Source organism: Rhizobium mongolense subsp. loessense, from assembly GCF_900099775.1.
Classification (GTDB): domain Bacteria; phylum Pseudomonadota; class Alphaproteobacteria; order Rhizobiales; family Rhizobiaceae; genus Rhizobium; species Rhizobium loessense.
Genome location: NZ_FMTM01000002.1, coordinates 685,600 through 701,772, shown reverse-complemented (window position 1 = coordinate 701,772; position 16,173 = coordinate 685,600). Strand labels below are relative to the sequence as shown.

At 59.4% G+C, this 16,173-nt stretch carries 18 protein-coding genes; 10 read left to right on the top strand and 8 right to left on the bottom strand.

Annotation, left to right across the window (positions count from 1 at the left end):
- Nucleotides 1-40 precede the first annotated feature (40 nt).
- Genes BLP23_RS10970 through BLP23_RS10940 form a run of 7 tightly spaced genes read left to right on the top strand, consistent with a single transcriptional unit; the run spans nucleotide 41 to nucleotide 6,075 of the window.
- Nucleotides 41-703, top strand: coding sequence for an aspartate/glutamate racemase family protein (locus BLP23_RS10970; RefSeq protein WP_233426668.1), 663 nt, complete (start codon nucleotides 41-43; stop codon nucleotides 701-703).
- Nucleotides 703-1,974: a 3-oxo-tetronate kinase gene (gene otnK, locus BLP23_RS10965; RefSeq protein WP_092584881.1), complete on the top strand. Its 1,272-nt coding sequence runs from the start codon at nucleotides 703-705 to the stop codon at nucleotides 1,972-1,974. Before BLP23_RS10970 ends, otnK begins: the two co-directional genes overlap by 1 nt.
- The gene (otnC, locus tag BLP23_RS10960) at nucleotides 1,971-2,609 is read left to right on the top strand and encodes a 3-oxo-tetronate 4-phosphate decarboxylase (protein ID WP_092584880.1); all 639 of its coding nucleotides are present in this window, start codon (nucleotides 1,971-1,973) and stop codon (nucleotides 2,607-2,609) included. Before otnK ends, otnC begins: the two co-directional genes overlap by 4 nt.
- 9 nt (nucleotides 2,610-2,618) lie before the next feature.
- Nucleotides 2,619-3,095, top strand: coding sequence for a ribonuclease E activity regulator RraA (gene rraA, locus BLP23_RS10955; protein WP_092584879.1), 477 nt, complete (start codon nucleotides 2,619-2,621; stop codon nucleotides 3,093-3,095).
- 22 nt (nucleotides 3,096-3,117) lie between these two features.
- Nucleotides 3,118-4,233, top strand: a complete 1,116-nt coding sequence (locus BLP23_RS10950) for an AbrB family transcriptional regulator (protein WP_167363869.1) — start codon at nucleotides 3,118-3,120, stop codon at nucleotides 4,231-4,233.
- A 33-nt stretch (nucleotides 4,234-4,266) separates the two neighbouring features.
- On the top strand, nucleotides 4,267-5,646 hold the full coding sequence (locus tag BLP23_RS10945) for an NAD-dependent succinate-semialdehyde dehydrogenase (RefSeq protein WP_092584877.1): 1,380 nt from the start codon (nucleotides 4,267-4,269) through the stop codon (nucleotides 5,644-5,646).
- 9 nt (nucleotides 5,647-5,655) lie between these two features.
- Nucleotides 5,656-6,075, top strand: coding sequence for a cupin domain-containing protein (locus BLP23_RS10940; protein WP_092584876.1), 420 nt, complete (start codon nucleotides 5,656-5,658; stop codon nucleotides 6,073-6,075).
- A 343-nt stretch (nucleotides 6,076-6,418) separates the two neighbouring features.
- On the opposite strand, the gene BLP23_RS10935 is transcribed toward BLP23_RS10940, so the two are convergent.
- Nucleotides 6,419-7,015 carry a TetR/AcrR family transcriptional regulator gene (locus tag BLP23_RS10935; RefSeq protein WP_092584875.1) on the bottom strand — a complete coding sequence of 199 codons (597 nt, stop codon included), beginning with the start codon at nucleotides 7,013-7,015 and terminating at the stop codon, nucleotides 6,419-6,421.
- Nucleotides 7,012-7,548 carry a dihydrofolate reductase family protein gene (locus BLP23_RS10930; protein WP_092584874.1) on the bottom strand — a complete coding sequence of 179 codons (537 nt, stop codon included), beginning with the start codon at nucleotides 7,546-7,548 and terminating at the stop codon, nucleotides 7,012-7,014. The genes BLP23_RS10935 and BLP23_RS10930 overlap by 4 nt, the downstream gene beginning before the upstream one ends.
- Before the next feature lie 542 nt (nucleotides 7,549-8,090).
- Here BLP23_RS10930 and BLP23_RS10925 point away from each other — a divergent pair.
- The 3 genes from BLP23_RS10925 to BLP23_RS35235 all read left to right on the top strand — a co-directional run bounded on the left by BLP23_RS10925 (nucleotide 8,091) and on the right by BLP23_RS35235 (nucleotide 10,098).
- On the top strand, nucleotides 8,091-8,600 hold the full coding sequence (locus tag BLP23_RS10925) for a DEAD/DEAH box helicase family protein (protein WP_092584873.1): 510 nt from the start codon (nucleotides 8,091-8,093) through the stop codon (nucleotides 8,598-8,600).
- Nucleotides 8,601-8,998: 398 nt separating this feature from the next.
- Nucleotides 8,999-9,553, top strand: coding sequence for a DUF2087 domain-containing protein (locus BLP23_RS10920; RefSeq protein ID WP_092584872.1), 555 nt, complete (start codon nucleotides 8,999-9,001; stop codon nucleotides 9,551-9,553).
- 56 nt (nucleotides 9,554-9,609) lie between these two features.
- Nucleotides 9,610-10,098, top strand: a complete 489-nt coding sequence (locus tag BLP23_RS35235; protein ID WP_092584871.1) for an alpha/beta fold hydrolase — start codon at nucleotides 9,610-9,612, stop codon at nucleotides 10,096-10,098.
- A 564-nt stretch (nucleotides 10,099-10,662) separates the two neighbouring features.
- On the opposite strand, the gene BLP23_RS10910 is transcribed toward BLP23_RS35235, so the two are convergent.
- The 6 genes from BLP23_RS10910 to BLP23_RS10885 form a co-directional block, all read right to left on the bottom strand.
- Nucleotides 10,663-10,962, bottom strand: coding sequence for a HigA family addiction module antitoxin (locus BLP23_RS10910; RefSeq protein ID WP_058328813.1), 300 nt, complete (start codon nucleotides 10,960-10,962; stop codon nucleotides 10,663-10,665).
- A 30-nt stretch (nucleotides 10,963-10,992) separates the two neighbouring features.
- Nucleotides 10,993-11,274, bottom strand: coding sequence for a type II toxin-antitoxin system RelE/ParE family toxin (locus BLP23_RS10905; RefSeq protein WP_092584870.1), 282 nt, complete (start codon nucleotides 11,272-11,274; stop codon nucleotides 10,993-10,995).
- A 287-nt stretch (nucleotides 11,275-11,561) separates the two neighbouring features.
- A complete protein-coding gene (locus BLP23_RS10900) occupies nucleotides 11,562-13,214 on the bottom strand; it encodes a GMC oxidoreductase (protein WP_092584869.1) in 1,653 nt (550 codons plus the stop codon).
- A 30-nt stretch (nucleotides 13,215-13,244) separates the two neighbouring features.
- Nucleotides 13,245-14,327 carry an ABC transporter ATP-binding protein gene (locus tag BLP23_RS10895; RefSeq protein ID WP_092584868.1) on the bottom strand — a complete coding sequence of 361 codons (1,083 nt, stop codon included), beginning with the start codon at nucleotides 14,325-14,327 and terminating at the stop codon, nucleotides 13,245-13,247.
- A gap of 4 nt (nucleotides 14,328-14,331) precedes the next feature.
- Nucleotides 14,332-15,216, bottom strand: coding sequence for a carbohydrate ABC transporter permease (locus BLP23_RS10890; RefSeq protein WP_092584867.1), 885 nt, complete (start codon nucleotides 15,214-15,216; stop codon nucleotides 14,332-14,334).
- 8 nt (nucleotides 15,217-15,224) lie between these two features.
- Nucleotides 15,225-16,103: a carbohydrate ABC transporter permease gene (locus BLP23_RS10885; RefSeq protein WP_092584866.1), complete on the bottom strand. Its 879-nt coding sequence runs from the start codon at nucleotides 16,101-16,103 to the stop codon at nucleotides 15,225-15,227.
- Between the last annotated feature and the right edge of the window lie 70 nt (nucleotides 16,104-16,173).

Genomic DNA, 16,173 nt, shown 5'->3' with positions numbered 1-16,173 from the left:
TCCCCGACGGCCACCATTCCTTCAACATCCGATGACCGCCATGCCCAGAATTGCACTCATTCACGCGACGACGATCGCGGTCGATCCCATACGGCAGGAACTCGCAGCGTCCTGGCCCGATGTCGACGCGGTGAACATCCTCGAAGACAGCCTGTCGCCCGATCGGGCCAAGGCCGCCGACATCACGCCGGAACTGACGAGCCGCATCACCGCACTCACGCATTATGCCTGCTCGATCGGCAGCGACGCCGTCCTTTTCACATGCTCGGCATTCGGAACCGCCATCGAACATGCGGCCGGGACGGTAGACATTCCGGTGCTAAAGCCGAACGAGGCCATGTTTGAGGCCGCGATCGAAGCGGGCGGGCGCGTGGCGATGCTCTATACCTTCCCTGCTGCCGGGCTCGGCATGGAGGAGGAGTTCCGGGAGCAGGCTGCCACCATGAAGTCCACAGCCAGGATGGACAGCTTTCTCGTCCAGCATGCGATCGATGCTGTGCGTGTCGGCGATGCTGAGACCCACAATCGGCTTGTGTCCCAAGCGGCGTCGAAGCTCTCGGGATATGACGCGATCGTATTGGCTCACTTTTCGACTGCCCGGGCGCTTGATGATGTCCGGCGGGTGACCGACATTCCTGTTTTCTCTAGTCCCAAGGCCGCGGTGCAGAAGCTGCGGCGGCTCGTTGTGGAAGGAGCGCGATAATGCTGCTGGGCGTCATAGCGGACGATTTCACCGGGGCGAGCGACATCGCCAACACCATCGCCAAGGGCATCGCCGGAGAAGGCGGCCTCAGGACGGCTCAATTCCTCGGCGTGCCCAAGGGGCCAGCGCCTTCCGACATCGAAGGGGGCGTCATCGCTCTCAAGTCCCGATCGATCCCGGCGACCGAGGCCATCGAACAGTCCCTCGCGGCGCTAGAGTGGCTGCAGGCGCAAGGGTGTTCACAGATCGTCTTCAAATACTGCTCCACTTTCGACTCGACGCCGGAGGGCAATATCGGTCCCGTCGGCGAGGCGCTGGCAGATGCCCTCAGAGTCAAGGGCGTCGTTGCCTGCTCGGCATTCCCTGGCGCTGGCCGTACTATCTACCAGGGCCATCTCTTCGTGAAGGATCGCCTGCTGAACGAGTCAGGACTTGAGCACCACCCGCTTAATCCGATGACCGACGCCGACCTAAGGCGCTGGCTCAAGTTGCAAACGAAATCCGCCGTCGGTCATGTCGCGTGGAACAAGGTCACCCAAGGCGCGACTGCCGTCAGAGAAGACCTCAAGCGTGCCGCGACCGCGGGCGACACGCTTGTCATCGTCGATGCCGTCTCGGACGCCGATCTCATCGCGATCGGGGAAGCGCTCTCCGAGGCACCGTTGGTGACAGGTGGCTCTGGGATCGCCATCGGACTTCCACGGAATTTCATTGCTCGCGGTCTCGCAAAGGGGAGCAGCGCGATGACGTCTTCGGTTTCTGGCCCGGAGGCGATCCTGGCCGGGTCTTGCTCCGGAGCCACCCGCGGCCAGGTGGACCTCCACAAGGTCAATCATCCCACGCTCGCGATCGACGTCGACAAAGTCATGGCGGGGGACACCACTTCGAGAGACGTCGTCGAGTTCATTGTAGCCAACCATGGAAAGAAGCCGCTCGCCTATTCGTCGGGATCACCCGATGAAGTGTCGAGGCTCCAGGAGCGTTACGGAAGGGACAAGGTGGCACACACCCTCGACAAGCTTTTTGCGGACACCGCACGGGAACTCGTCACCAGGGGCGTGCGGCGACTTGTGGTCGCGGGCGGCGAAACCTCGGGCGCGGTGGTATCCGCGCTTGATCTCGGCGCGCTGGCGATCGGTCCGGAGATCGATCCCGGGGTCCCGGTTGTCGTCTCAGGCGGGAGTCACCCGATCGCGCTGGCGCTCAAGTCCGGCAACTTCGGCGCACCCGATTTCTTTTCCAAGGCGCTTGGCAGATTGGAAGGAAAATGACGGACGAGAGCCGAATCCGCGAGGACATCGTCCGACTTTCGAAGTCGCTTTACGACCGCGGCTATTCGGTTGGGTCCGCTGGGAACATCAGCGCCGCCGTCGACGACGGCATCCTGATGACTCCGACGAATTCCTGCTGGGGCTTCCTCGATCCGGCGAAGATTTCGAAGCTCGACTATGATGGCCGACACGTCTCCGGCGACAAGCCTTCCAAGGAGGTTTTCCTGCACCGAGCATTCTACGAAACGCGTCCCCAGACGGGAGCGGTGGTCCATCTCCATTCGACCTTCGCCACGGCTTTGTCGTGCCTGGAGGACACGAATCCCGACGATTGCATCCCTCCGCTCACCCCGTACGTCGTCATGCGCGTCGGCGAGGTGAAGCTTCTGCCCTATGTCCGGCCTGGCGACGAGAAGATGGGGGAAATGATCCGTGACCTCGGCGGCCGCTATGCGGCGATCCTGCTCGCCAACCACGGACCGGTCGTCTCCGCGAAAGACATCACGTCGGCGGTTTATGCGGCAGAGGAACTTGAGGAGACCGCGAAGCTCCTCGTCATGCTGCGGACGGCGAAAACACGGCTTTTGACACCTAACCAGGTCCAAGAACTCCGGACCGTTTTCTCGGGATATTGAGGACTGAACATGAAGACTGCCGACCTCGTGGATGCGCATGGCGAAGATGTCCGCTTCTGCGATCTGCCATTCATCAAATTCGGCCGCAAGCGGCTGTTCAGCGGCCCCATCCACACAGTCAAGTGCTTCGAGGACAACGCGCTTCTCAAAGCCGAGCTGCAGAAGCCTGGCGAGGGCCGGGTCATGGTCGTCGATGGTGGTGGGTCCACGCGCTTCGCTCTACTGGGCGACCAGATCGCGCTGATCCTCAAGGATAACGGGTGGGCGGGCATCGTCATCAACGGCTCGGTCCGCGACAGCGCCGACATTGACCAGATGGAGGTCGGAGTCTTCTGCCTTGCCACGACGCCTAAGAAGTCTTCAAAAGACGGCGCGGGGCGGACCGGTGAGAAAGTCAGTTTTGGAGGTGTGGAGTTCGTGCCCGGTGAGTACGCCTATGCGGACCACGACGGCCTGCTCGTGTCGAAGGACGACTACAGAGGGTAGCGCCCTCGACGGGATCTACGACGTGTTGAAACGCCCCTCAATAGATGACGAGAGTTCGGTCGATGAAGTTGCGGAACGGCGCTTCGCTGTCAGGACCACCGTGGCTTTCGCCACGACATTGGGGCTCGGCACGCTTGGTGCATTCGCGTTTTGGGAGCTCCACATGCCGTTGCCATGGCTGCTGGGCTCGATGTTCGTGACATCGGTCGCGGCGATCGCGCGCGCGCCGATTTCCGTTCCCGGCTTCGCGAGGCCGCCAATGACGGCGGTGATCGGGACTATTCTCGGATCGTCGTTCCACCAGGGCCTTTTCAGCCATATCGACGAGTGGCTTATCCCGCTGGTCGGGCTCGTCCTCTTTCTGATCACCGCTGGCGGCGCTTCCTATCTCTACTTCCGGAAGTTCGCGGGCTTCGACCACACGACTGCTTACTTCGCGGGCATGCCGGGTGGTCTCGTCGAGATGGTGATGCTGGGCACCGAGCGCGGAGGCGACGAGCGTATGATGGCCCTGGTCCATTCAGCGCGCATCTTTCTCGTCGTGATGAGTCTTCCATTCATCTTCCAAGCGATTACCGGGCAAGCCGTCGGTCGAGGTGTTGGGAACTGGGTCGGGCTCGACAGCCTAAGCCTTCTCGACATCCTTTGGTTCGCAATGGCTCTTGTGGCGGGCGTGGTTCTAGGCACCTTCGCCCGGTTCCCTGCGCGCTATCTGCTCGGGCCGATAAGTGTCAGCGGATTGCTTCACTACTTCGGCGTGACGGATTTCACCGTGCCGACCGTCATTCTCTGTGTCGCCCAGATCGTCATCGGAGCGGCCGTGGGTGCGCGGTTCGCGAAAGCCAATCCGAGGACCGTAATCAAAGTCTTTGCCTTGTCCGTGGGGTCTACTGCACAGTTGCTCTCGATCACCGTCGCGGCGGCCTTCCTGGTGTCCCTGATTTCCGACATGACTTTCGAGGCTCTGGTCCTGGCCTATTCTCCAGGCGGGTTGGCCGAGATGAGCCTTATGGCCCTGTCGCTCCATGTCGAGATTCCCTTCGTCATCCTCCACCACGTGGCGCGAGTCCTGCTGGTGGTCGCCGGAGCGACGGCAGCATTCAAGCTCATCCGACCTCGAAATTCGCCCAAGCCTTGAGACCGCCCTGACATTCACGCGAACGGAAACCAGATGATCACTTCGATAAATCCAGCCAACGGCGACCAGATCGCGACATACGAACTCCATGACGACGCCTATATCGACCGCGCCCTGGCGTCGGCGGCATCCGCACAAAAGCGCTGGCGGAGAGTTCCGATCGAGGAGCGGGTCGGACTTCTCGTCAGCATGGCCAAGTCGCTGCGGTCGGGGAAGGCAAAGTATGCCGCGATGGTAACTCGTGAGATGGGCAAGCCCATCGCTGAGGCTGAAGCGGAGATCGAGAAGTGCGCCTACAATTGCGACTTCTATGCCGAGCACGCTCCGGAGTATCTTGCGGACGAAGTGGTGCCCTCCAACGCGACCGAGAGCGTCGTCGCCTTTGATCCGCTTGGTGTGGTCCTAGCGATAATGCCCTGGAACTACCCGTTCTGGCAGTTCTTCCGTTTCGCCGCTCCAGCCTTTGCTGCCGGAAATGGCGCGATCCTAAAGCATGCCAATAACGTACCGGAATGCGCACTCGCGATTGAAGAGATCATGCGGGAAGCAGGTTGCCCGGAAGGCCTCTTCTCCACGCTGCTGATCGAGCCGTCGAAGGTCGCGGCGATCATCGAAGATGACCGCATCGCAGCGGTTACTTTGACCGGATCGACGGAAGTCGGCGCAATCGTAGCCAGCCAGTCGGGCAAGGCGCTCAAAAAGCAGGTCCTTGAACTTGGTGGCTCCGACCCCTTCATCGTGCTTGCCGACGCGGACCTCGAAGAGGCGGCGAAGGTGGCCGTGAAGGCCCGATACATCAATGTCGGCCAATCCTGTGTGAACGCCAAGCGGTTCATCGTCGAGGAGGTGGTCGCCGACCGCTTCGTCGAACTGTTCTGCGAGGGCGTCGCAGCCCTGAAGATCGGCGACCCAATGGAGCGCGACACCAACATCGGACCGATGGCGCGCAAGAACCTGCTCAGCACGCTGCATAACCAGGTCGAGCGCACGATCGCCAGCGGCGCTACGCTCAAGGCTGGCGGCAAGCCGCTGGACCTGGATGGTTTCTATTATCCGCCGACGGTCCTCGACGATGTAACACCTGAGATGACGGCCTTCCGCGAGGAGACCTTTGGACCGGTCGCGGCCGTCATTCGTGCGCGAGATGCCGAACATGCCATCGCCCTCGCTAACGATACTGAATTCGGTCTTGGCTCGGCGCTATGGACCCGGGATGTCGAGCGCGGCAAGCGGCTCGCGAGAGATATCGAGGCGGGAGCCGTGTTCATCAACGGCATGACGGCGTCCGATCCGAGATATCCGTTCGGCGGCATCAAGCGGTCAGGTTACGGCCGCGAACTCGGCGTCTACGGCATCCGCGAGTTCGTGAATATCAAGACTGTGTGGATCGGCCCGGCAAAGGCCACGAAGTAGGAGGCGATCATGACCGCATCACCCAAACCCGCAATCTTGCGACCGAAAGAACTGAAAACCAATGATCGCGGCGGGGGCGCTCGAACGACACCGCTTGTCACCCGCAAGTGCGGTTCGATAAGCATGATCAACGGTATCACGGCGTTCGATCCTGGCGCATCCATCGGACTGCACAAGCACAACTGCGAAGAGAGCGTCATGGTCATCGAGGGGACGGCGATAGCGGAGATCGACGGCGTGCGTCACCCTCTCGACACCAATGACACGACCTGGATTCCCGCCAACGTTCCGCACCGCTTTATCAACGCGTCCGACAGCGAACCAATGCGAATTTTCTGGGTCTACGCTTCCATCGACGCGACCAGGACCATGATGGCGACTGGTGAGACCCGCGCGATCGACGCGGAACACAGCACGAAGTCAAATTGACGCCACGATCCTTGAGGAGGCGGCGTCCAAGGTTTGAGACACGAGGCTGAACTTCAGGGCGAGGTGCCCTAGAATGCTATAGTAGAATGCGCGCGGATATAAGCCTGCGGCGGCGGTCATCCGGGATGCCGGCTTCCGGCCGTCGAGTGGAGTGTTTGCGTTACTACCCATGATCTGAACGCCCAGGGAGCGTCAGGAGCGGATACTTCGCCAGTGTGACCCGAGCGTCTCAATTTGGGCGGGGTGCGATCCGTCCACTTTCAAGATCCAAACTGCGGTAGCGGCAATTCATCAACGGATCGGAGGGAGGCAACTCGCGACCCTGAGGCCCTTAGAAAGTAGACTAGGCGCTCCGGTGATCGAGAGAGTGCCAAAATGCTTCCAGTAGGGCGGCAACTCCGCTTTCAAAGTCTGAGAGCATTGCTTCATTCGAGGATTGGTGCCCGATGCTTCGATTCTGGATAGCCACAGCAAGGGCGGCACCATGCGTGTAGTCGACAAGTATATGCGTCCAACGCAACGAATGCTCTGATGAGTAGGTGCGTTCGCTCAAAAGGCTGGTCAGCTCATGGGTTATCCTCTTGGCGTGATCAGGAAATATGGCTGGCCGGGCAAAGATTGCCAGGGTCAAGGCAGGGTAGAGGACTACCTTAGCGTAATAGGCTGCAAGGAGACTGCGGGCTCGTGCGAGTATATCGCCCACTTCAGGCGCCGAGACGTCCGCGTATACCTTCTCCGCCAGCGCCTTGATCAGCCCATCCCGATCCTTGAAGTGGTGATAGATCGTCATGGGATTGATGCCGACACGCGTTGCCAAAGCGCGCATTGTCAAACCGTCGAGACCATCGGCCCTGAGTATCCCCAAAGCCTCAGACAGAATGCTCTCCGGCGAAACGATCTTTCCGTCGGCTGGTGGCCGACCTCGCCCTCTTGCGGTCATTTGATGACTTCATAATTGGATTGGACCAATCCAGATGGAAAAGACCTTGTCCCTTTGTGCGCAAGCGCCACATCGCGCTGACCACCCCCAAAAAGAGGGCGGCCAGTACCGAGCAAGATTGGCACCCTCGTAATCACCATGTCACTAATCATGTCGAGCTGGAGGAAGGATTGAATGATGCGCCCGCCGTCCACATAGGCGCGTCTCGCGCCCTCGGATTGAAGCATCGCCATCGCTTCTTCAGGGGTCTTGTCCGAAAAGCGCACCTTTCCGTAGAGCTCGGAGGGCACCTCTTGTTGCGCAAGCTGTTCGGACAAAACAAGTACCGGGCGGGTATAGAACCAGTCTCCCATGCTTCGAACCGCTTCGTAAGTGCCCCGCCCCATTACGATAACGTCGATATCTCTTATGAAGTCGTCATAGCCATGATCCTCGCCAGCTTGATCGTGCTTGAGCAGCCAATCGATTTCTCCGCCTTCACGGGCGATAAAACCATCGAGGCTTGTTGCAATAAATACGTGTCCGGTGATCATCCTAAATCCCACTATTTATACGACGTATAAATAACGAAGTTCGAGGTATGTCAACGGGCCTGGCACATACGCCTCCCCTATTTGACTCGACGATGGCGCACACCGTTCTCAACCATCATCACCACCCTGACGCTGAAACTGAAGGGCAGCTACCAGATAACTGTCAACGCGGTCTGGCTGACCGAAATGGGGGCGCTTTTCAGCCCTCTCGCAATCATCTGCTACCGGTTAGGTCGTCGCTCCTTGCACTTGGGAGTGCCCAATCACTGGTGTTGGCGCATTGTTGCCGTCAAAAGCGTAGCTTGGATCGACGTCTGCATTCCGGAAGACGATACGGCGGCATTTACGGCCGATGTGAGGCGCATAGCCGCTCGGTCGAATTGTTCAGACCGAGAACATTTGCGCCGAGAAGTGCGGCCCTCGGTCAAAGATTGGCCGCTTGGAAAACGTATGTGAGCGGTGAGAGGGCCGTCATTTCGTTGGCGAAGCGTTCCCAGGTAGAGTGTTTCTCACCAGATCGAAGGTCATGATAAGCGGCGCCTATGGGAATCAAGAACTATCTGATCGAAGGCGGTTCCGGCACTGGGAAAACGTCTGTCGCTACCGAACTGGAGCGGCGGGGCTACCATGTCATCCATGGTGACCGCGCCTTGGCCTATGTCGGCGACCCCGAGACGGGCCAGGCACTCGCAGGACCACCCGAAGGAGCGGACCGCATCGTCTGGGGATACGCCCACTGGATCTGGCATGTCGACAAGGTCCGCGCTATTGCTGCCGACACCACCCATCCTGTCAGCTTCTTCTGTGGCGGCTCGCGCAATTTCCACAAATTCCTGGACCTTTTCGACAAGGTTTTCGTGCTCGATATAGACGTTGAGACCTTGAACCGACGATTGGATGGGCGGCCAAATGAGCCGGGCTTTGAGCCGGCCGAGCGGGCGCTGGTACTCCGCTACCATCATACCCGGGAATATCTTCCCATCGGCATCAATATCGACACAACGGGTACCGTCCCAAGTGTCGTCGACGATATCCTCGCTCAACTCACCTGATGCCCTGAAAGTATTGAGAATGGGATGGGAAGCACTCGATTATTGCAGGAACGCTAGCCGCCTGAACGGCTAAACCGGTGCCATAACGACCCGATATGGGGGCGCGCAGCCGTCGAACATGCCGAGACTGGTGAACAGCAGCTTTGGGGCCGGCATCAGCCTTAACGGAGATGTTGACGTCGCTACGCCCATCGATCCGACCCTGCCTGTACCTACGCGCTTGAATCCTTCAGTCCTTGGTGATATCTGGCCGACAGGGTCCGCAGTTCACCCAGGCATCGCCGTTCCTCGGAACAAGCTAAACCTGCTCATATCGAGATATGGACACCCATCCCGTGCCATGTCGGAAGGGCGATCACCGATGATCCGTTTGGAACGGCGCGACCGAAGGATAGGTCATGTCCAGAATTCTTATTCCGCTCCAGGTGAGCGATACATCTACATTTGCGAAATCCCTCCGAGCGCTGTTGGCCGCGCAACAGGGGTTGCCTACTCATCTTGAGATGCTCAACATCGTCGCGAAAGCTGCAGGGCATGGAAACTTCCAGGCATTACGTGCTGCGACGGATCCTTCATCAAATGTCAGCCACCTAGACGAGGAAAAGGCGCCACCTCCTTTTTCAGAGAACGTTGAAGAGAAACTCGTCGATCGGGTTGTCCGTTGCTTCGATGTAGACCGAATCTTGCTTCGCTGGCCATCAAAACGCTCCGATCAGATACTGGCTCTCTGGATTCTCTGGTCGCAGATCCCCGCGTCGATGGATTTGTCCGAGCGTGACGTCAACGACCTACTTCATCGAAAGCACCTTTTCGGAGACCACGCACTTCTCCGACGCGAGCTGATTGATCTCGGTTTGATGACCCGAACGCGTGACGGGCGGGTCTACCGACGCGTCGAGCAACCAGTTCCCGTGAACTTCGAACCGGCTATCCGCCGGCTCGCCGCGCGCTAACCCGAACACATCGAATTCATTTCAGGAGCGGCCGGACGATCCCGACTGTGAGCAGCATGTATAAAATCAAAACAGGAAAATTCCTAGACCGCCTTCCCTTCGCCCGAGTTGGACAAGGGTTCGACGCGATCCTCATCATCAACGGTGGCCAGGGATTCATGATGCGTCCCGAGACGTCGCGTCTGCGCAGGGACGCAAGCCGTCTGGGGCGGATTCTACCCAATGGAAGAAGCTTCGTCCTTCTCGGTTACGATCCCAAGCCAGGCGATGTTTCCGTCTCTTCCATCGCGGACGATATCGCGGACATCATCGACAACGAGTTTGGCGGGCGGTGCCAACTGGTTGGCGTTTCATACGGAGCCGTCGTCGCCGCGAACGTCGCCTCACGGTTCCAACATCGGGTTTCGAGACTAGCCCTCGTTGCCGGGGGATATGACTTCTCACCAGAAGGAAGACATCGGTTGCGTCGGCAAGCCGAACTTGCACGCTCGGGTCAATCTGCACGGTTGCTGCAAGAGTTCTCGTCTGTCTTTCGACGCCCTTGATTCAACTTTCTGCTGAAACTGCGTATCCGCCTCAATGCTCGGAAAATCACAGGTCGGCTTTCATCGCCCGCGACCATCTGCCGCTATCTGGACGCCATGTTGGCGTACCGGGGTGGGGATCATCAGCCTGAAGCTGAGGGACCGGATGTATTGGTGGTCCTCGGAAGTCGGGACCAGTTCTTTTCCCGCCCGTCAGTCCTGTATCCCCGTGTGAAAATAGCAGTTCTCGAAGGAGAAACGCACATGGCCCCAGTCGAACGGCCGGCCGACGTCAAGGCAATCCTCTCGTCATTTCTAGATAGCCGACCATAACGCTTATCCTCGATGAGCCCTTTCATCTGTTCCCTGCGCCAAAAGAAGGGCTGGTTCCGGGAACGTCGATCTGTACCGCGAATGACCGCAGCGGAGGCGCAATGCCGCCGTTCACAGACTTAAGCGCGGACGTCGCCTCAGGGGCGGACAGAATCGTGCTCCCACGAGCCCTGCACCGCTTGTTGCTGTGATGTGGCCAAGAAGATCGCATAAGGTATCGACTGGAATGTGCCGTACCGGGGCGGCGTCCGGCTATGCTGCTCTATCGATTTCCGGGATCAACTCCAGTTCGCCATGAAGCGCTATTTCCTCTGTCTTAAGGTTGAAGCTGGTTTGCATGTTCATCCAAAATTCCGGCGTTGTGCGGAAATACTTGGCGAGGCGCAGAGCGGTATCCGTGGTTATCGGTGTTTGCTCCGCCGCTATACGTTCGATACGGGTGCGAGGAACATTGAGCTTTTTCGCCAGTGCACCGGCGCTCATGTTCAGAGGAAGTAGGTACTCCTCGCGGAGGATTTCGCCCGGATGGACCGGCGGAAGGATATGGGTCATCTCAAGCTCCCTGTGTGCCACGACTGGCCTTCAATGGTAGTCAACTATTTCGACGTCTTCGATACCGGCATCTGTCCATACGAAGCATATGCGCCACTGGCCATTGATCCGGATCGAATGTTGGCCTTCTCTATCGCCCTTAAGGGCTTCAAGTCGATTTCCCGGAGGGGAACGCAAGTCGTCGAGAGCAGCAGCGCTGTTCAGGATTGTCAATTTACGAACGGCCGACCTCACGATGTTTGAAGGAAAGCCTTTCGGGGCTCTGCCGCGCGCAACAGCTTCGGTCTTGGCATCCTTAAATGACCTGATCACGTCTTGCTCTTCATGTTTGTATCATACGGTGATACTGGTGAAAGTCAACCAATATGTATCATCGTACGATACAGATTCGCAGGCCGCTACTCACCCCTGATGGGATCTCAAGACCGGCGTCCATTCATGATCTGGACGGCTCCATCTTATGGAGAAGGATCCGTCCTTGGTCTGGAGAGCCGACGTTGCCTTCTCCGTCGTCTGGGTCGCGGCAGCATTGACGGCTGGCCGCCAGTGTTTCTAGTTCGTATCCATCCACGGCGTAGAAGTGCACTTTAGCCGTGTTTCTACATGCGACCTGTTCGGTGCCGGCCGACAAGTTTCCGGCAAGCGCGGATCGTCAACGCCATGACGGTGAGTGTCGTGCCGGCGATGCCACTCCCGGGAAAGGCGCTGGCGTCGGTAACGAGGACGTTGGGGGCGTCCCAGAGCTGGTTGTAGGGATTGAGCACCGAACTTTTGGGATTGCTGCCCATTCTCGCGCCTCCGGTTTCGTGGATGGCTGCTCCCATGCACATGGTTTTGCGGAACCACTTGCGGAACATGAAGCGGCTGAAGGGATCGTCATCCGGAAAGGCGCCGCGTCCCATTTCCCTGAGCCCGGTGGGCGAGCCGATGAATTCAAGCTCGCCGCCGACCGTGTCCACCAGGTCGATCATGGTCTTTTCCTGTTGCGCCAACAGCGCATGTTCCTCGTCATGCATGGCGCAACGTATGTGCGGGACGGGAATCGCCCAGGCGTCCTTGCGCTGTGCGTCGAGCATGATGCGATTGTCGGCATAAGGCAGCATGCGGCCGAAGCCGAAGAAAGCAAGCCGGGACGGCTGATCGTCCGGCGTCGGTGCCCTGCCCACGCTGCCTTGGAAATCGAAATCGCCGCGGCTGGCGTCCTTCTTGCCGAAACGCGGAATGAAAATTCCGCCCGAGGGGTTGTAGAACGGATCGGTCGGGGCAGAAGCATCGTGGGCCCAGCCCTTGGCCTTCGAGAAGGAACCGAAGGCAAGACAGGGAAGCTGGTCCATGAAATAGCGCCCGAGCGCCCCCGAGCTGTTTCCCAGCCCTTCGGGATGTCTCGACGATGCCGAATTGAGAAGCAGCCGGACGCTTTCGATCGGGGAGGCTGAAAGCACCACCAGTGCAGCGCGGATAGTCTCGACCTTGCCCGTTAGACGGTCGATGAATTCCGCGCCGGTCGCCCGGCCATCCCTGTCATCCGTCGTGATGCGGCGAACGATGGCGTCATGGCGGATCGTGAGGCGGCCGGTCGCAAGCGCCTCGCGAAGGGGCTTTGGGGTCCGCTCTGGGTCCGGGGCGATGTAGCGCCAGGATACAACTTTCCGCTCTGGCCAACGGCCTTCCACCTCTCTCTTGAAGATCTCTTCGGCTGGCGTCAGCTCGGCCGGATGCGTATAGACACCGTCCGGCAAACTCTCCACGCCGTCTTTATTGCCATAGAGCCCGAGGCAGGATTCGACCTCGCTGTAATAGGGTTCAAGCTCTGCGTACGAGAGGGGCCAGTCAACGCCCTTGCCGGTTCGCGACTTGATCTTGAAATCATCGTCGGTCCAGCGCAGCAAGACACGGCCGAAGCTGTGTAGACGTCCGCCTGCCTGACGGCCGCGAATCCACAGGAATGGAGCATCCTTCGGCGTCGTGTAGGGGTTCTTCCGGTCGTTGACGAAAAAATGGCTGAAGCGTTCAGTAAAGAAGGCCGCGCGCGCTTGGACGGGTTGCCCCTTGATTGTCGCGCGCGCCCGCTCCCAGATATTGATGCTGCTGGCCGGCGCCTTCTTTCGGGCGGGATCGAAGTCATCTTGCGTCACGGCACGCCCTGCCTCGAGCAGCAGCACTGAAAGCCCTTGTGCTGTCAGTTCCTTGGCGGCGAAGGAGCCTGCCGCGCCGGAACCGATCACCAACGCATCGTAGACAGTCTGAGACATGAACAATTTCCGTATGAACTGAAAGCAGTGTTAAAGGCGGGCGCCATGGGCGTCGAAAAGGGAGATCTTGGCGCTATCGAGCCCGGCCGTGATCCGTGAGCCCGGTGTAAAAGCTGCATCGCCCATCGTCCGGCAGGAAAAGGTTTCGCCGCCCCAATCGAACCAGATCACTGTGTCTGCGCCCATTGGCTCGACAACGGAGACAGTGCCCAAAATGGTGGGCCAACCCCTTGCCGCTCCGTCGGGCGCGAGATGTTCCGGCCGGATGCCGAGCGTGGCCGGACCGGCCTTGATGGAGGTCAGAAAAGGATAGCCGGAAAGATCGATCTGCAGTCCGTCGCCTTCGAAGATCGGTGTGCTGGTCTCGACGGCGATCCTGCCCTCGATGAAATTCATCGCCGGCGCGCCGATGAAGCCCGCGACGAAGAGATTGGCCGGGTGATGGTAGATCTCGGATGGAGTGGCGAGCTGCTGGATCACGCCGTCCTTCATGATCGCGATGCGATCAGCGAGAGTGAGCGCCTCGACCTGATCGTGCGTCACATAGATCATCGTATTGCCAAGGCTCTGATGCAGCTTCTTGATCTCCACGCGCAATTCGTTGCGCAACTTGGCGTCAAGGTTGGAGAGTGGCTCGTCAAAGAGGAAGACGTCCACCTCCCGCACCAGGGCGCGGCCGATCGCGACGCGCTGGCGCTGGCCGCCGGACAGCTCCGATGGTCTTCGCTCGAGCAGCTTGTCGAGATGCAGAAGCGATGCGGTGCGGGCGATGCGCGCTTCGATTTCGGTTTTGGGCAAGCCCGCGACACGCAGGCCGAAGGACAGGTTCTTGCGGACCGTCATGCGGGGATAAAGTGCATAGGACTGAAAGACCATGCCGATGCCCCGATCCTTCGGCTCGTCCCATGTGACGTTCTTGCCGGAAATCCACATCTCGCCGTCGGTAATGTCCTGCAGACCCGCGATGGCGTTCAGCAGCGTCGATTTTCCGCAACCGGACGGCCCAAGCAGCACGAGGAATTCGCGTGGCGCGATGTCGATGGACAGTTTTTCGATGACCGTGTGATCGCCATAGGCGATCTTGAGGTCCTTTACGGAAACGGCGGACTGCATGGCATTATCCCTTGACTGCACCGGCGGCGACGCCGCGCACGAACCAGCGGCCGGAGAAAAAATAGATGGCGAGCGGGATAAGGGCGGTGAGGATGGTGGCGGCCATATTCACATTGTAGGCGCGCTCGCCCATGGTCGTGTTGACGATGTTGTTGAGCTGAACCGTCATCGGCAGATTGTCCCTCCCGGCAAAGACCAGCCCGATCAGGAAGTCGTTCCAGATGCCGGTGAACTGGAAGATGGAGGCGACGACGACCATCGGAGCCGACATGGGCAGCATGATCTCGAGGAAGATGCGCCAGAAGCCGGCGCCGTCGACGCGAGCGGCCTTGCAGAGTTCTTCGGGGATCGCCACGAAATAGTTGCGGAAGAGCAGCGTGACCAAGGGCAAACCGAAAATGACATGGACGAGGACGACGCCGGCCACCGAATTGTAGAGGCTGACATTGGCGAGCAGCCGCACCAGCGGATAAAGGAAGATCTGATAGGGGATCAGGCCGCCGGCCATCAGAAGCGCGAACAGCAGGCCCGAGCCTTTCGGCCGCCAGAAGGAAAGAGCATAGCCGTTGATCGCGCCGATGAAGACAGAAATGACAACCGCGGGCACGGTGATTTTTACCGAGTTCCAGAAACCGACGCGCACGCCCAGGCATTGCGTGCCCATGCAGGCCCCGGACCAGGCGGTTTTCCAGGCGTCGAGATTCACGGTATCCGGCAGTGCGAAGATGCGACCCTGACGGATTTCCTCCATCGTCTTCAAGGAGGTGACGAGCATCGTGTAGAGCGGCAGGAGGAAAAACAGCACCGCAAGGATCAGGAAGGCATAGAGCCCGATGCGGCCGATGGTGAGCCGCGAAGGTTTCGGGCCGCGGGCGTGAAGAGGGGCCATCAGTGCTCTCACCTTCTTCTCGCGCGCATGGAAAGCGCATAACGAAACGGGACGACGGCCATGACGACGGAGAGCACCAGCACCGTGGCGCCCGCGCTCGCCAGGCCGAGATTTTGGCGTTCGAACAGATTGTCCATGATGAATTTAGCCGGCACCTCGGTCGCGTTGCCTGGTCCGCCGCCGGTCAGCGCCACGACGAGGTCATAGGTCTTGATCACGCCCATCGAGAGCAGCATTCCCGATGCGGCAAGTGCTGGTCCGAGCTGCGGCAGGATGATCGACAGATAGATCCGCCAGATCGGGATGCCGTCGATCTGTGCCGCCTTCCATTGTTCATCGCCGATGCCGCGCATGCCGGAAAGCGCGATCACCATGACGAGGCCTGCCCCCTGCCAGACGCCAGCGAAGACGACGGTATAGATCGCCATGTCGCGACTGACGATCCAGTCGAAAGCGAAGCTCTGCCAGCCCAGCGCCCGCACGCTTGCCTGAATGCCGAGGGTCGGGTTCAGTATCCACTGCCAGATAAGGCCAGTGACCACGAAGGACATGGCATAGGGATAAAGGAAAATGGTGCGGAACACGGCTTCGAAGCGCACCTTGCGGTCAAGCGAGGCCGCCAGAACGAAGCCGAGGGCGAGACAGCCAGCAACATAGAGCACACCGAATATCAGGACATTTTCGAGGGATGCGAGCCATCTCGACGTCCGGAACAGCTTGGCATATTGAGCAAAGCCCACATAGTTGGACGAAGGAAATATGGTCGAATCCGTGAATGACAGCCTCACGGACCAGACCATGGTGCCGATATAGATGAAGATCGCTGCGATCCATGTCGGCATGAGCGCGATGGTCGCAGCAGAGGAACGTCTGCGCTTGGCTTGCATGAGCAAACTTTCTCAAACGGAATGTGCAGGGCCGACCGGCTTTCTTCTTTCCAATCGGCCTGCTGCACGG

What these genes read in the sequence shown, in the direction of transcription:
- BLP23_RS10970 (WP_233426668.1), top strand. Translation starts at nt 41, where the DNA reads ATGCCCAGAATTGCACTCATTCACGCGACGACGATCGCGGTCGATCCC.
- otnK (WP_092584881.1), top strand. Translation starts at nt 703, where the DNA reads ATGCTGCTGGGCGTCATAGCGGACGATTTCACCGGGGCGAGCGACATC.
- otnC (WP_092584880.1), top strand. Translation starts at nt 1,971, where the DNA reads ATGACGGACGAGAGCCGAATCCGCGAGGACATCGTCCGACTTTCGAAG.
- rraA (WP_092584879.1), top strand. Translation starts at nt 2,619, where the DNA reads ATGAAGACTGCCGACCTCGTGGATGCGCATGGCGAAGATGTCCGCTTC.
- BLP23_RS10945 (WP_092584877.1), top strand. Translation starts at nt 4,267, where the DNA reads ATGATCACTTCGATAAATCCAGCCAACGGCGACCAGATCGCGACATAC.
- BLP23_RS10940 (WP_092584876.1), top strand. Translation starts at nt 5,656, where the DNA reads ATGACCGCATCACCCAAACCCGCAATCTTGCGACCGAAAGAACTGAAA.
- BLP23_RS10935 (WP_092584875.1), bottom strand. Translation starts at nt 7,015, where the DNA reads ATGACCGCAAGAGGGCGAGGTCGGCCACCAGCCGACGGAAAGATCGTT.
- BLP23_RS10930 (WP_092584874.1), bottom strand. Translation starts at nt 7,548, where the DNA reads ATGATCACCGGACACGTATTTATTGCAACAAGCCTCGATGGTTTTATC.
- BLP23_RS10925 (WP_092584873.1), top strand. Translation starts at nt 8,091, where the DNA reads ATGGGAATCAAGAACTATCTGATCGAAGGCGGTTCCGGCACTGGGAAA.
- BLP23_RS10920 (WP_092584872.1), top strand. Translation starts at nt 8,999, where the DNA reads ATGTCCAGAATTCTTATTCCGCTCCAGGTGAGCGATACATCTACATTT.
- BLP23_RS35235 (WP_092584871.1), top strand. Translation starts at nt 9,610, where the DNA reads ATGTATAAAATCAAAACAGGAAAATTCCTAGACCGCCTTCCCTTCGCC.
- BLP23_RS10910 (WP_058328813.1), bottom strand. Translation starts at nt 10,962, where the DNA reads ATGACCCATATCCTTCCGCCGGTCCATCCGGGCGAAATCCTCCGCGAG.
- BLP23_RS10900 (WP_092584869.1), bottom strand. Translation starts at nt 13,214, where the DNA reads ATGTCTCAGACTGTCTACGATGCGTTGGTGATCGGTTCCGGCGCGGCA.
- BLP23_RS10895 (WP_092584868.1), bottom strand. Translation starts at nt 14,327, where the DNA reads ATGCAGTCCGCCGTTTCCGTAAAGGACCTCAAGATCGCCTATGGCGAT.
- BLP23_RS10890 (WP_092584867.1), bottom strand. Translation starts at nt 15,216, where the DNA reads ATGGCCCCTCTTCACGCCCGCGGCCCGAAACCTTCGCGGCTCACCATC.
- BLP23_RS10885 (WP_092584866.1), bottom strand. Translation starts at nt 16,103, where the DNA reads ATGCAAGCCAAGCGCAGACGTTCCTCTGCTGCGACCATCGCGCTCATG.